This is a genomic window from Rhizobium sp. R339 (assembly GCF_002211395.1).
Taxonomy (GTDB): Bacteria; Pseudomonadota; Alphaproteobacteria; order Rhizobiales; family Rhizobiaceae; genus Rhizobium.
The window spans coordinates 148,604-162,757 of record NZ_LOKV01000024.1 but is presented as its reverse complement, the minus strand read 5'-3'; the positions used below and the strand labels follow the sequence as shown (position 1 = coordinate 162,757).

At 63.2% G+C, this 14,154-nt stretch carries 10 protein-coding genes; 3 read left to right on the top strand and 7 right to left on the bottom strand.

What is annotated here, in order from left to right; all coding sequences use genetic code 11:
* The first annotated feature begins 176 nt into the window (after positions 1-176).
* On the top strand, positions 177-1,334 hold the full coding sequence (locus ATY76_RS23530) for a site-specific integrase (protein WP_088677122.1): 1,158 nt from the start codon (positions 177-179) through the stop codon (positions 1,332-1,334).
* Between the two features lie 147 nt (positions 1,335-1,481).
* Here the strand turns inward: ATY76_RS23530 and ATY76_RS23525 are convergent, their stop codons facing one another.
* The 6 genes from ATY76_RS23525 to bcsN form a co-directional block, all read right to left on the bottom strand.
* Positions 1,482-2,150 (bottom strand): HAD family hydrolase, encoded by a 669-nt coding sequence (locus ATY76_RS23525; RefSeq protein ID WP_088677121.1) that lies wholly within the window; start codon positions 2,148-2,150, stop codon positions 1,482-1,484.
* Between the two features lie 77 nt (positions 2,151-2,227).
* Positions 2,228-4,585 (bottom strand): cellulose synthase, encoded by a 2,358-nt coding sequence (locus ATY76_RS23520; protein ID WP_088677120.1) that lies wholly within the window; start codon positions 4,583-4,585, stop codon positions 2,228-2,230.
* On the bottom strand, positions 4,582-5,628 hold the full coding sequence (locus tag ATY76_RS23515; RefSeq protein ID WP_088677119.1) for a glycosyl hydrolase family 8: 1,047 nt from the start codon (positions 5,626-5,628) through the stop codon (positions 4,582-4,584). Before ATY76_RS23515 ends, ATY76_RS23520 begins: the two co-directional genes overlap by 4 nt.
* Positions 5,625-8,039, bottom strand: a complete 2,415-nt coding sequence (locus tag ATY76_RS23510) for a cellulose biosynthesis cyclic di-GMP-binding regulatory protein BcsB (protein WP_088677118.1) — start codon at positions 8,037-8,039, stop codon at positions 5,625-5,627. Before ATY76_RS23510 ends, ATY76_RS23515 begins: the two co-directional genes overlap by 4 nt.
* Positions 8,036-10,228: a UDP-forming cellulose synthase catalytic subunit gene (gene bcsA, locus ATY76_RS23505; RefSeq protein WP_088677117.1), complete on the bottom strand. Its 2,193-nt coding sequence runs from the start codon at positions 10,226-10,228 to the stop codon at positions 8,036-8,038. Before bcsA ends, ATY76_RS23510 begins: the two co-directional genes overlap by 4 nt.
* Positions 10,229-10,286: 58 nt before the next feature.
* Complete coding sequence (gene bcsN, locus ATY76_RS23500; RefSeq protein WP_088677116.1) at positions 10,287-11,267, bottom strand: cellulose biosynthesis protein BcsN; 981 nt, start codon at positions 11,265-11,267, stop codon at positions 10,287-10,289.
* Between the two features lie 367 nt (positions 11,268-11,634).
* Here bcsN and ATY76_RS23495 point away from each other — a divergent pair, with 367 nt between their 5' ends.
* Entirely contained in the window at positions 11,635-11,952 is a 318-nt protein-coding gene (locus ATY76_RS23495; protein WP_088677115.1) for a DUF1236 domain-containing protein, read from the top strand.
* 40 nt (positions 11,953-11,992) lie between these two features.
* On the opposite strand, the gene ATY76_RS23490 is transcribed toward ATY76_RS23495, so the two are convergent.
* Positions 11,993-13,636, bottom strand: a complete 1,644-nt coding sequence (locus tag ATY76_RS23490) for an ATP-binding protein (protein ID WP_088677114.1) — start codon at positions 13,634-13,636, stop codon at positions 11,993-11,995.
* A 165-nt stretch (positions 13,637-13,801) separates the two neighbouring features.
* Here ATY76_RS23490 and ATY76_RS23485 point away from each other — a divergent pair, with 165 nt between their 5' ends.
* On the top strand, positions 13,802-14,146 hold the full coding sequence (locus tag ATY76_RS23485) for a response regulator (RefSeq protein WP_088677113.1): 345 nt from the start codon (positions 13,802-13,804) through the stop codon (positions 14,144-14,146).
* Positions 14,147-14,154: the final 8 nt, after the last annotated feature.

Here is a 14,154-nt window from a genome sequence, read left to right as displayed (position 1 = left end):
CTTCTCTTGCCCAAGGAAGCGGCGAAGCAGCTCAGAATTTCCGAGCGCCAGCTGCGGGACTTGACCGATGACGGTCTCTTGCGCTGGATTAACGTCGGCCGAGGCGCCAAGCGGGCGACCCGTCGCTACACCCAGGCAGACATAGACGAATTCAAGGAACGGCAGGCAAAGACATCATGTCCGTCTACAAGCGCCCCGGCAAGGAAACCTACTCCTACGATTTCATCGTCAGGCACCGTCGATTTTCTGGCGATACTGGCGAAACGAAAAAGCGAGAAGCAAAAGCCGTCGAAGAGCGGGAACGGGCCACAGCCAAGGCCCTGATGGCGGCCGAGGCCTCGCTTGAGGCCGACACGATGACATTCGAGATCGCCGCCCTGCGCTGGTATCACGAGATCGGCCAGCACCATAAGAACTACGAGACGACGCTGAAGGTGCTCGACTGGCTGAAACGCCATGTCGGCGCCGCAACGGACCTGCGCAATATCGATGACGCCTTCGTTGCGAGCCTGGTTGCCCGCCGGCGCGGCGAGCGCGTCCGCCGCAAGCACAAGGACGGCAAGTTCCACGAAGGCAAGTTCGTCAGCCCAGCGACGGTCAACCGCACCTGCACCCAGCCGCTCCGCGAGATCATCCTGCGGGCGAAGAACATCTGGAAAGTCCAGGTCGGCGACGTGAAGTTCGGCGATCACCTGCTGCGCGAGCCGAAGGAGCGCGTGCGCGAGGCCACCGTCGGCGAGGAAGATGCGATCATGGAGGAGCTCGGCCGCGGCTATGAAGCCGCCGTGCGCTTCGCCTTCCTCAATGGCTGCCGCCGGATGGAGATTATCGGCCTGGAATGGCCACATGTCGATTTCTTCTCACGCCGCTTCACCGTCACTGGCAAGGGCGGCAAGTCGCGAACGATCCCCATGTCCGAGGAGACTTTCGAGATCCTATGGGCGCAACGCAACAACCACCCGGTCAAGGTGTTCACCTTCATCGCATGGCGCACCAGGAAGAGCCTCAAGCAGGTTCGCGGCCGCCGCTATCCCATCACCGAGGCCGGCTTGAAGAGCGCCATGCGCCGCGCCGTGCCGGCCGCCGGCGTGCAGAACTTCCGCTTCCACGATACCCGCCACACCGCGGCAACCCGGGTGCTCCGAAAATCGAACCTGCGCGTCGCCCAGCGCCTCCTCGGTCACTCCGATGTGGCGACCACGGCGAAGTACGCACATGCCCTTGATGACGACATACGAGCCGCGCTGGAGGCGACATCAAGTCCCACCAGAAGTCCCACGCGCAGCGGGGAGGATCAAGATAACCAATTGGAAAAGAAGAGAAACCGGGACTAAGGGGATCGTTCCCCCAGTCAAGTGCGCTACCGGGCTGCGCTACGCCCCGACCTGCCGAAACGGCTTGCTTCGTTTAGTTTTTCAGCGCGTGCAATGCAAGCGGAAAAAGCCTGCTTCGCAGAAAAAGGAGGGACTGAACGGCGATGGTCAGATCGCAGTCAGCATCAGCCGGCCTTCGGCGGTCTGGCGAGGCTGGAAGGCCTGGTAGTTGGCGATCGAAAAATGCGGCGTTGCGAAGGGCGTCACGTGGGTTTCGGTGATGACGGCGACGTCGGCGCCGGCGGCTTCGCCGGCGAGGATGCCGGCCACCGCATCTTCGAAGACCAGGCATTTCGACGGATCGACGCCGAGGCGGCTCGCGCCGAGCAGATATCCCTCGGGGCTGGGCTTGCCTGACTTGACCTCTCCGCCGCTGACGATGACCTTCGGCATCGGAATGCCGGCAGCAGCCATGCGGCGCCTGGCGAGTTCGATCGGCGCCGAGGTGACGATCGCCCATTTGCCATCGGCGATGGCGCCGAGGAAGCGGATCGCGCCGGGAATTTCGACGATGCCGGCGACATCTTCCATCTCCTCGGCAAGCAGCAGATCCGCTTCATGGGCCGGATCGACATCGGGCAGACCGAGCCCGCGGATGACGTCGGAGGCGCGGATGCCGTGGATCGTCTTCAAGAAGACCTCCGGCTCGAAACCATGGCGTTTTGCCCATTCGCTCCAGACGCGTTCGACGACGGCAATGGAATTCAGGAGCGTGCCGTCCATATCGAAGAGGAAGGCGTCGTAAGACCTGTCGAGGATGTTGTGGAGAGCGGACACGGGCGTTTCCTTGCGGGTGATAAGGCACGGACGGCCCTCAAGCAGGCGAGTAGCGGAGAGCGGTCACGACGTCAACGTCAGTTGTTGACGTCGGGATGGGTCGCGTTGCGCAAATCGGCAAGGCCGCGGGCGGCATCGCGGCTGCCGGTCGCCGCAGCGGCTTGGAAGACGCGGCCGGCATCGTCGTACATTTTCAGATTGAGATAGCAATAGCCGCGCAGCACCATCAGGTCGATGCGTTCCTGCTGCAGTTGGGCTCGCTGATCGAGATAGATGAGGGTTTCACGATAACGCCCGGCATCGAAGGCCGAAAGGGCGCGATCGGCGAGGATCGCCACCTGGAGCTCGGCGGCGCGCTGGCGGTTTTGCGGCGCCTTGGTGGCTGCGACAGCAGCGTTGCTGGAAAGGCCGGCCCGCAGATAGGCGAGGCTCTGGCCATAGGCTGCATCCTCGCGAACCCTACGCACGGGGCTCTGCAATGCCGCCTCGAAAGCGGAGATTGCCTCCATCGGACGATTGATGTCCATCAGGCACCAGCCGCGCGACAGCGCGTCGTTCGGGCTCAGCTGCGCAGCGTCGACGGTCGTCGAGCAGCCGCGCGTCTGGCGCGGACCGCGCCGGACAGTCACTGTCTGTATTGCGGGCCTTGCCGCGCGAACGGCCGCTTCCGGCTCCGGCTGCTGCGCGATGCCGCGTTCGGCCGGAAGCGGCTCGACGGCGGCAGGGCGCTGCGGCGGCTGCTGCGGAGCTTGCTGCTGCGGGGCGAGCGTAGCCCTCTCCGGCGGCATGACCGCACCCGGCGTCAGAGCGGCCGTGTCTTCGAGATTGGCGATCCGGGCCGAACGGCCGGCCCAGGCGCGCTGGAGGTCCGCCACAGCCTTGCGGTCATTCAGCTGTTCGCGGGTAATGACGAGGCCATAGGCGGAGGGTTCGTCATCGGGTTTCCAGGCGAGCGCCGTCTCGAACCAGCGCGCGGCGGTCTGGAATTGATTGAGGGAGCGGGCGTACCAGCCGAACTGCTGCGCCGTCGGCGCATATTTCCGGGCGATGATCTCCGCGGCGATACGGTGCAGCACGTCTTCGGCCAGATCGGCCGGCGGCTGCAACGCCATGAGGTTGGCGGTGGCGGCGAGATAAGTGGCGGTCGCTTCGTCGGAATCGGCGCGCCAGCGGAACATCACATCCTCGGCTTCCTGAGGCGCCTTGCGGGCAATCAGCGCCAGCGCCAGCCCCTGCGAAGCGGCGGCCGAATCCTGCTTGGCACGGGCGGCGCGGAACCACTTCTCGGCATCGGCATCGTTGTTGCGGCGAAGCTGATACCAGCCGAGCAGCAGTGCATCCGAGGCCAGGCCCTCGGTTTCAGCGAGCTTTTCGAGGCGGGTGATATAGTCGGGTGCGATGGCGAGGTTTGGGGTCTCATTGCCTTCAGCGACAAAACGCCGGGCAAGATTATCGCGGATCGCATCAAATTCCCTGCTGCCACCGGCGGCCGGCTTTTCCAGCGCCAGCAGCGCCTGCATCGGCTGGTAGCCCAGCAAGGTCGAGGCCTTTTCGACCGTCGCCTGCCGCTCGGCGGGATCGGTGCAATTCTTCAGGATATAGGTATAGGCATCTTGTCCGCGCTGCGCCCTCTTCGTCTGGACGAAGGCTTCGGCGACGCGCCAGAGCACATCGACCTCGCTGCAGGTCAGCAGGCTCGGCGTGACGGCAGCGATGTCGACCACCGTCGCATATTGCTTGAGGTCCGAAGCGTTGACGAGGCGAGCACGCGCCTCGGCAACGTCAAGCCGCTCAAGAAGATCGACGGGCGGCTGCCATGCGGCATCCGCGGCCTGACGGTCGGCGATCGCTCTGCGCAGCTCGGCATAGCGGCCGTCGGAATAAAGCCGCCACATGGTCTCAAGCTGTTTGTCGCCATTCTGCGGCACGGCGAGCGGATCGGCCGGCGGAACCCAGTTCGGGTAGAGCGCCTGAAGGCGAGAGATTTCGGCCTGCAGGCGCACCTTATCGCCGCGGCTGGCAAAATAACGCAGCGCGCTTTCATCGACGGCAGGCTGCGCGGCGGGCTGCTGCGGTGGTGGTGGCGGCGCCGAAACGATGGGAGGCGGAACCGGCGCCGGCTCTGCGGTCGTCTGCGGAGAAGCGGGTTGCGGTGCCGCCGGCTGCGGCGCTTCCGTTTGCGCCTCGGGTGCAGCCGGTGCCGACGGCGGCGGAGAGGTAATCGCCTCGATCTTATCGGTGACACTCTGCACGTATTCGGGATCGACCGCCGGAGCTTCGCTCGGCTTGATCCGGCCCATCATCATCAATTCCGGCGCCGGCTTGGCCGAGGGTCCAAGGCCGAACTTTTCCTGCAAAGCGACACGGTCCTTCAGCCCGGTGACGAGGGTCGCCACCACGGCTGCCGCAGAAATCGCCACGAGAGAAGTCTTCACAGACACTCCGGATGCTTCTCCCCAATATAGGCCAGCCCCAGCAGCTGAAGCGTTGACGGATAATAGAGCGCGGGCGCAAATTGCAGAGCCGAAGCCGGCAGCTTGGTCCCATCGATTACACAGGCCAGAACATCGTTAACAATTCGATAACCGGGGTCCGACAGCACGGTCTTCGGGCGGCCGGTGGTCAGATCGATGGTGGCCGGAAGGCCGTCCGGGGACATGCCCTGCTGCAGGCGGGTCAGCAGCGCCTTGTCCGTCACGCCGCCGCGCGCGAGATAGAGTGGTATGCGAATGGCGTTATAGGCGAATTCGGCATCGAATCCCTCTGCCGGCCGTGGCTGGCCGCGCAGGCTCACCCACTCGGCCGGAAGCTTGCGCGGACCGAATTGCATCGTCTTCAACAGCGCCACGCCGTCTTCCGACAGCTTTTTCCAGTCATCCGAGGGAGCGAGCACGGCCATCACGGGAATGGCCTCGTAAATCCAGTAGGACGGGTTGACGACGGGACCATCGTCGCGATCGGCGGCTTTAAAGCCTTCCGCTCCCGGCATCAACAGCGTCCGGCCGTCTGTGCGCACCACGGTCTCGGCAAGCAGCGACTGTGCCATGCGGGAGGCGGCGAGGATATAGTCGTTGCGTTTCCATGCCGTACCGGCAAGCGCCAGCGTATAGGCGATCAGCATGTCTCCATCGGTGGCATTGTTGGTGTCGGTGACATGCGGTTTGACATTCGGATCCCACTTCCACACGGCCAGACCATCGTCGCGCAGCAGCAGCTCCGTGCGGGTAAAATACCAGATCTGTTCGAAATCGGCGGGGCTTGCCGAGAGGTAGGCGAGCAGCATGCCATAGCCCTGCCCTTCGCTATGGCTGATATTGCCGTTGCCATTGTCGACGATGCGGCCGGACGCATCGAGAAATTTCGCCTTATAGGCCGACCATGCGCCTGCATTGATCATCGCCTGCTGCGCGAGGGCGGGCGAGCCCACGGGCGCGAGTGCGACCGTTGCCGCAAACAGGAACTTGCTCCACCCTCTCATTTCGACCGACCCAGCCTTCTCAGCATGCTCGACGTAGCGAAGCCGATCAGTAATACGAAGACGACGAGCAGGAAGGCATAGGACAGGATGTTCGTCGACAGCCAGTTGGCGGCAATCAGGCGGTAGTTGCCGATTGACCAGGGCGTGGACGGCACGAAATCGAACCGGGTGACCGGCACCGTGTCGACCTTACCTGTCTTGCTCGAATAGGTGGTGATGTGGCCCGATATCTGCGACCAGTTCAGCTGCTCGGTCACGGCCTCGAGCCCTTCGCGCAAATCCTTCGCCGAAGGCGCCGTCACCACGGTCCATGAGCCGCCACCCGCAGGGCTGGAGCCCTGAGCCACCAGAAGCGTGGCGGCGTTGGACGGGGTGAAAATCTCCTCGGCGCCGGGGACGAATTGCAACGAGCTGCGGGAAATATCGAAATTGCGCCACAGCCATTCGCGGAAGGCGGTGATCCGGCTGCGCAACACACCGCCGCTGACCTTGGAATTCCACTGTTCGAAGGCCGCGCCAGTATCGACGACCGCAGTCTGCGTATCGACAACGGGCCGCCACGACGCCTGGCTGGCGGTGGAGACATTGGTCTGCGTCAGCACGGTCGCCGGCATTTGCGAGATCGAGCCGATAAAGATCGCATCGCGATCGCCGATCGTATTCGGCGAGGCGACGGTTTCGACCGGGATCGGATGGCCGGCCATGATCGCCATCTGGCCAAGAAGCGTGGCAGCGGCCGAAAGCGTATCGGGATCGACGCGGTCGATGAAGAGCGGCACGGGCTCAAGGTCGCGGCCATAGGGATAGGCTGTGCCGGCGACCGCGGCGAGGTTCGGCCGCTGACCGACACGGGCAAAATCGGGAATGTGCAGTTCCGACGTATCGAACAGGGCAAAACGCGGATTGGCGCCGGCATTGGCGCCCGGCGTGCAGGCTGCATCGTCCTTGGTCATCAGGATCGCTTCGATCGCGATCGAATTGAGGCCGGGCTTGAAGTGACGCATCGTCATGCGGATCGGCAGATGACGGAGAATGCCGCCTGATGTCGCCGTGATCGCCACGGTAGAGGCGATGTTGCCGTTGACGTAGATATCGATATGGCTGCCGGGCAGCACATTGTCGGTATAGGCGGCGTCGAGCAGCACCTTCGCCTCGCCATAGGCATTGGCGTAGAAATCGGCCGGGACGCCGATATTGAACTCTGTCCGGAACCGCCGCCCCGAGAATTCGGTGGTCTTCACGCCGAGCTGTGACAAAGCGATGTTCGTATCGGAGAAGATCAGCGGCGCATTCGGCGCGCTCCAGCGTTCCGTCGTCAGCACGTCGCGGCGAATATCCGGGGATCTGTCCGTCGGGGCAACGATGGTGTCGATCGCCGAGGAAACTGCCGGCCAGGAGGGGCCGCTGATCAGCAGCACCGGCGAGCCGCTGCGCGGATCGGTAACGAAGGCGGCGAGCGCAGCACTTTCGGCCGCAGGCGGAAGGCTCGGAAAGAACGGCCGCAGTTCTGCCGCGGTGCCGACCAGCACGCTCAGCTTGCCGGGCCCGGCGGCCGGAAGCGAGCCGGTGCCGAAAGCGAAGACCTGGTTCGGCATGCTGCTCAGCACCGACAGTCCCTGCGCCAGCCGCAGCAGCGGCTTGGTCGTTCCCGGCTGTTCCAGCGCCGGGACAACGATGTCGAATTCGGTCTTGCCGGCGCTGTCGACGCCGATGGCACGGATGGCGTCTGCGCTCGATAATTCTGCGGCATCCCGGCCGGCGAAGCTCATATAGGTTCCGGCCGGATCGATGTTCGACCACAGTTCATAGGTGGACTGGATGCTGCAATCGGTGCGATGGCGCTGATCGGCTTCAAAGGTGACGAGGTTGGCGCCTGGCTGCAGCAAACCGGCGGGAATTTCGAAGGTGACTGCGGACGGGCCATCCGGCGAACTGATGCGTTGCTGGCCGATCGGACGGTTGTTGAGGTAGATGGTCAACGCCGACGCCTCGGGCGCGGCGACGATCGAATTCTGGTAGGCGAAGGTAAAGCTTGCCTTGGCCGCCGCCTGTTCCGGCGTCAGATAGACCGACCATGAGCGGCGGTCATATTCCCCGGCAAGAGCCAGTTTCGAAAACGGCAAGACATAGCGGCGGACATCGGCGGAGCGGGGCGGCGAAGCCGGATTTGCCGCTGTGGCAGGTTGGGGCGCAGACGCCGCCGGCTGCGGCTCGGTAGCGATCGGTGGAGGAACGGCAGCCGGAGCGGGCGCGACGGGAACCGACGCCGCAGGGGGAGCGGCAGGCGCCAATCTCGGGGCGATTGGCGCACCAGGCAGCCGCTCGCCGGACATGTCGAAGGGCGCCGTCTGCGCCTGGGCGAAGGCGGAAGCATGGAGCAAAAGGAGCGACGCGGCGACGACTGTTCTCATCCGGCATTGACCTTTGCCGTCCGCTGTTGGGCTTCCTTCTCCGGCCGCATGCTGCGGAAGAAATAGATCAGGCCGCGGCTCGTCTGATAGAGCGACAGGCCGAGGAACCAGATGGTGCCGCGAATGATGCCCGGATTGCGGCGGCGTGACTCCTGGAACTGGGTCCACTGGTCGGAATTGGCAAACATCAGGTCGGCGATCAGGCGATGGTCGAGCGCGCTTTTCGGCACGTATTGGCAGCCGACATTACTGATGTCGCCTGACGGCTCGATATTGCGGACGATCAGCGGCAAGCTTGCCAGCTCCGCGCCGCTATAGGGCCGGAAACGGATTTCGCCGGGCGCACCGACCAGCATCTCGTCGAGATGTTTGTTGAAGATATGAAGCCTTGCACCGTGGACGGAAACGTCCTCGATCGAAGCCGTGTACCACTTGCCGTTGGCGGAGAATTCGCAGCGCCGGTTGACGCGGACGCGGCGGGACAAAGCGCGCTCGCCGCGCTCCGACACGACACCGAGCGCGCAGCCGGCCATGATCAGGTTGATGACGTTCCAGCCGCCGACGACGAGCGTCACATCGGCCTTATAAGGCTCGGCATAGATCTTGTAGATGGTGATGACGAGCGCGACGATCTGCACCGCGAAGATGACGAAGAACGGACGGCTGATCTCCGACAAGCGGCTGACGGAAATCGATTCGTCCTTGGCGGTCACCTTGAAGGTGGGCTTGCGCGGATTGAGCATGACCGAGACGACGGCCGGCAGCAGATGAACGGTCTGCACATATTCGTAGAGCTCGGAAATCCACGGCCAGCGGAACGAGCCGTAGAGATAGTTCTGCATCATCAGATTCACGAGCAGGTAGGCCAGCGTATAGGCGAGAAACTCGCCGCCGGAGGCCGTGAAGATTTCCAGATCGAAAAACAGATAGAAGAGCGGCGCAAACAGGAAGATCGTGCGCGGGAACGGGAAGAGCCAGAAAAGCGTGGAAGACATGTAGCAAAGACGCTGCGGGATCGACAGTCCGCGCTTCAGAAGCGGGAACCGGAAGCGCAGGATCTGCATCATGCCCTGCGCCCAGCGGCTGCGCTGGCCGATGAAACTCGCGAAGGTGGCGGGCTGCAGGCCGGCGATCAGCGGCTTGTCGACATAGATGCTGTTCCAGCCGCTGCCATGCAGCGCCAATGCGGTCTCGCAATCCTCCGTGATGCTGATGCCGGAAAAGCCGTTCTGGGATTCGAGCGCTTTGCGGCTCAGAACCGCGGCCGAACCGCAGAAGAAGGCAGCGTTCCATTTATCGAGGCCGCGCTGGATGATGCCGTAGAACATTTCGTTCTCGCTCGGCATCTTGTCGAAGGTGCGCAGATTGCGCTCCAGCGGATCGGGATTGATGAAGAAGTGCGGCGTCTGGACGAGGAAAAGCTTCGGATCGTCTTCGAAATAGCCGACGGTCTCGAGCAGGAAATCGCGAGTCGGTGCATGGTCCGCGTCGAAGACGGCGATGAGTTCGCCGCTCGAATGCTTCATGCCGTTGTTGAGATTGCCGGCCTTGGCGTGCTCGTTGCGGTCGCGCGTGAGGTAGTTGACGTCGAGATCCTCACAGAGCTGCTTGAGTTCGGCATGGCGGGCGGCCGCCGCCTGGGCCTCGAGCAGCTTGCCGGAGTTGCGCTTCTGCAAGGTGCCGCCATCATCAAGCAGCCAGACATGCAGCTTGTCGGCCGGATAATCCATGGCCTTGGCGGCGGCCAGCGTGTTGCCGAGGAGGCCGGCATCCTCGTTGTAAGACGGCACGAAGACATCAACATGGGGCAGCCGTCCGGGATTGGCGGCGCGCGAGGGGCGCGGCGGCAGCGGTGTTGCGACGATGAAGAGGCTGAGCGCCAGCATCGCAACGCTGTACATCTCGGCAAGATAGAGCAGCAGGCCGGGAATGAAATTTTCCGGCTGGTTCAACGGCGGTAGTGTGTTGGTGGTGCGCCAGTAGACATAGCGCAGCACGATCGACGTGCCGAAGGCGAGCGCCACCAGGCGCCAGGTGCCCTCGCCTTTCAGGATCTTGATCAGCGCCATGACGGTCACCACCGTGATGCTGGTGATAAGCTGGGTCTGCAAATTGACCGGAAGCGTGATCAGCACGATCATGCAGAGCGAAACCACGGCCCATATGACGACACTGCGGGCTTTGCGCATCGACCTTCCTTCGAAATTACTCAACCGGGGGCACCATCGGGCGCTCCAGGCATGCTCATTATTTCCGGCAGGCGGCCGTCATGGCCGCATCGCCTATGCAGTCCGGCGACGGCACGCTGACGCCGATCGCCCTTGCGGATTGTTCGACAGGCGCGGCGGCCGCGGCCGGCTTCGCGCTCGCCTGCGGCGCCTCGCCCGGCAGCGGCACGCGCGGACCGATGGGCGCCGGCAGCGGCGCGATGTTCCGAGCCGGTTGCGAAGCCGGGGCGCTGCGAACAGGTGCCGTGCGCGGCCGGCTGACTACGGCGGGCGCCGGCTCGTAGCCGATCGGCATCGGGCTGGCGCGATAACCGCCCTCGTCGGGATAGATCGGCTGACCGGTGCGTCCGAGCGCAGCGTCGGCGGGCGGCGGATTGCCGTACGGGTTCCATATCTCACCGTCGAAGGTGCCAGTGACGGTGTAGCCGTAGACGATGCCGAGCAACTGGCGCTCGCTCGCCCTGGCGTCGCAGAGCCGCAGGCGCAGCTGGATCATGCCGAAATTGCGCGCCTGCGTGTTGGCAGACGCGCTCGAGCGGATCTGCTGCCAGGCATAGATGCAGGTGTCGCCGGCGCGGCTTTGGCCGGCGGCATAACCGAAGGGGCCGTAGCTGTTCTGCAGAAAGGTCGCCGAGGCCGCCATCGGCACACCGGGCGCCGAGCGGGCCACTTCGCGGCCAATCGCACCCTCATTGATCATCTTGTAACCGGCGTTGCCGGTGCCGGGATTGGCGCCGGACGCGCCGAAGAACTGGACCTTGAGGAAATTCTGGCCGGGCACGGAGGATGAGGTAAACAGCGAGATCGTCTGCTCGACACCGTTGCCGCGCTTGCGTTCCACGACGCTGACGATCGAGGGGCCACCCGGCGGCGGCAGGACCAGCGCCTTTTCGGGCGCAACGGTCTCTGGTCCGGACGGCTCGCGTACACTGCCTGTCGATGTGCAGCCGGCTATTGCGCCCGCCACGGCCACCAGCGATATCGTTTTCCGCAAGTGCATATCTCGAGCCGCCGCAATCGTTTTCCAGATATCCATTCGCAAGCCGAAACGCGACGGATCTTCGAATCAACGACCCGCGAGCCGCCTACCCGGACATAAACCGCCAACATGGTTAACGAAGAGTAACCAACCGCGCCTTGGCGTCGCCAGACGAACCCATGCTGGATGTTGTTCGGACAACTCAACCCTATGATGAGCAAAATGATTCGCCAACAACTTAATCGGTCTTTCCCGGTCTTTGTCTCCGCGGCGATGGTGGAAACGCGTGCACAAAAGCGAGCATCGGAACGCTGCCGCGGGGACATGGGGAACCATGATGCATGGCCGGCGTTGCCTACCTGTCTGGGATAGGAAAAGGAGAACACCCATGCGCAAGACCATGCTTGCTGCGGCCGCCATGCTGACCATCTGCTCTTCCGCGTTCGCGCAGAGCAGCGTCATCGTCACCGATCCCGCACCGACCAGCTCGACTGTCGTACTGCCCGGCGAGGTGCGCACTTACGTGATGGAGCAAAATACGCCGTCCGTCGTCTATGAAGGCGATGTCGTGGTCGGCACGACACTGCCTGATACGATCGAAGTGCATACCGTGCCGAATGTCGACGGCTACGCCTATACCGTCGTCAACGACCGGCGCGTCATCGTCGAGCCACAGACGCATCGCGTGATCCAGGTTCTGGAATAACGCGATCCGAAGGGAGCGGGCGTGCAGGCCTGTTGCGGCCTCACGTCTGCTCGCCTTGCGTTCCCCCTGGCACGTTCAAGATGTCGCGGATCTTGTGCGCCAGTTGCTCCAGGCTGAAGGGCTTGGCGAGCAGGGAAACACCGTGATCGAGCACGCCATTGTGGACGATGGCATTGCGAGTGTAGCCGGTCGTATAGAGGATGCGGATCGCCGGCCATCTTTCCTCGACGATATCGGCAAGCTGCCGTCCGCTCATCTCAGGCATGACGATATCCGTGAATATCAGGTCCACCGCCGCATTTTTCTCAAGAATGAGAAGCGCCTCCGTGCCGCTTCCCGCCTGCAAGACGGTATAGCCCAGCTCGTGCAGGCTCTCGGCAGTCATGGTGCGGACGTGTTCGTCGTCCTCCACCACCAGAATAGTATCATTGGCGCTCCCCTGAGGGATCGGCTGAGAGCTGCCGGCCGAGCGGGCGTCGGCCGCACCGACATGCCTCGGTAGGTAGATCTTGACCGTCGTGCCTCTGTCGATCTCCGAGTAGATCTTGATGTGGCCCCTGCTCTGCTTGATGTAGCCATAGACTTGGCTGAGGCCGAGGCCGGTCCCCTTGCCCGGCCCCTTGGTCGTGTAGAACGGATCGAAGGCCCGATCGATCACATCAGGCGACATGCCGGTGCCGGTGTCGGTGATGCTGACCATCACATATTGGCCGGCGTCCACTTCCGAATGCATGCGCGCATATCGCTCGTCGAGTTCGGTGTTGGCGGTCTCGATCGTCAGATGACCGCCGCCCGGCATGGCGTCGCGAGCGTTGACGGCAAGATTCAGCATGGCGTTTTCAAGCTGGCTGAGATCGGCAAAGCTCGGCCAGAGACCGCCGGCAAGCACGGTCTCGATACGGATATGCTCGCCGAGCGTACGCCGCAGCAGTTCCGACATGCCACCGACCAGCTTGTTGACATCGATCACCTCGGGAGCCAGCGGCTGCTGGCGCGAGAAGGCGAGAAGACGCGCGGTCAACACCGCCGCCCGCTGCGCGCCGTCCTTTGCATTCTGGATGGAATTCAGCAGGCGCGGATCCTCGTTTCCGGTCAAGCGCCGCTGGGCGAGATCGAGATTACCGATGATGATCGCCAGCATGTTGTTGAAATCATGGGCAACGCCGCCCGTCAGCTGGCCGATCGTCTCCATCTTCTGCAGCTGGCGCACCTGTGCCTGAGCGGCGGCATTCTCTTCCATTTCATGCCTGAGTTCGCCCGTGCGCTGAGCGACCGTCTCTTCCAGGCGCTCGTTGAAACTGTTGAGCTCGTCGCGAAGGCGGCTCTGCCTGGAATGAGAGATGATGATCATCTCCATCAGGCCGATGATGATCACGGCATTGATGAGATATGTCGAAAGGCCGACCCATTGCCCGGCGCTGACGGGCCAGAAGACATCGTGCGGCTCGACGAAGAACTGCTGGACGATGAAACAGGCGAGCATGGCCGCGACAAGGCCGGGTCCCGCGCCGCCGATGAAGCTCGCGAACAAGATCGCCGGAAGGAAACTCAGGAAAGGAAAACCGGAAAGATAATCGCTGGCGGCGAGCCTCAGAAGAAACGTCAATCCAACCGCGGCGAAAGCCAGCGGATAGGTAAAAGCGGGCCTCTGACGCAACCAGTCCGTGGCACTCAGCAAATCCATTCCAGACTCTTCCCTCCGCTTCGACACCGGCATTCCAGCTTTTGCACATCGAATTTCGCCCGGCAATATGCAGTTTCTCGCACTGCCGGGCAGGACGTCTTGACGAGCCGCACAAGCAGTCCACATATCTCCATGCCCGGCAAGGGAAATGGGTGGACGGGAATCATGAAAGACATATTCATCGTCGAAGACGATGCTCTGATCGCCATGCTGCTCGAGGATATGCTCGGCGACCTTGGCTACCGGGTCTGCGCGAGCGCCCCTGATCTGGAACGGGCGCTGGCAACCGCCAAAGACTCGGAATTCGATGCCGCGATCCTGGACGTCTCGCTTGCCGGCCACAGCTCACTGCCCGTCGCAAAGCTGCTCGACGAACGCGGCAAGCCCTACCTCTTCGCAACCGGGTATGGCAGTGCGCCGGAAGGCAGCGCAGGCACGCTGCCCGTCTTGCGCAAACCCTTCCAGCTCAGTGAGCTCGAAGAGGCGATGAAGCGGCTGACCGCAGCCTAAACTTCCTG

Bases quoted from the DNA above. Each gene is read 5' to 3' on its own strand.
- bcsA (WP_088677117.1), bottom strand. From the start codon at position 10,228: ATGCGCAAAGCCCGCAGTGTCGTCATATGGGCCGTGGTTTCGCTCTGC.
- ATY76_RS23510 (WP_088677118.1), bottom strand. From the start codon at position 8,039: ATGAGAACAGTCGTCGCCGCGTCGCTCCTTTTGCTCCATGCTTCCGCC.
- bcsN (WP_088677116.1), bottom strand. From the start codon at position 11,267: ATGCACTTGCGGAAAACGATATCGCTGGTGGCCGTGGCGGGCGCAATA.
- ATY76_RS23530 (WP_088677122.1), top strand. From the start codon at position 177: ATGTCCGTCTACAAGCGCCCCGGCAAGGAAACCTACTCCTACGATTTC.
- ATY76_RS23515 (WP_088677119.1), bottom strand. From the start codon at position 5,628: ATGAGAGGGTGGAGCAAGTTCCTGTTTGCGGCAACGGTCGCACTCGCG.
- ATY76_RS23490 (WP_088677114.1), bottom strand. From the start codon at position 13,636: ATGGATTTGCTGAGTGCCACGGACTGGTTGCGTCAGAGGCCCGCTTTT.
- ATY76_RS23485 (WP_088677113.1), top strand. From the start codon at position 13,802: ATGAAAGACATATTCATCGTCGAAGACGATGCTCTGATCGCCATGCTG.
- ATY76_RS23495 (WP_088677115.1), top strand. From the start codon at position 11,635: ATGCGCAAGACCATGCTTGCTGCGGCCGCCATGCTGACCATCTGCTCT.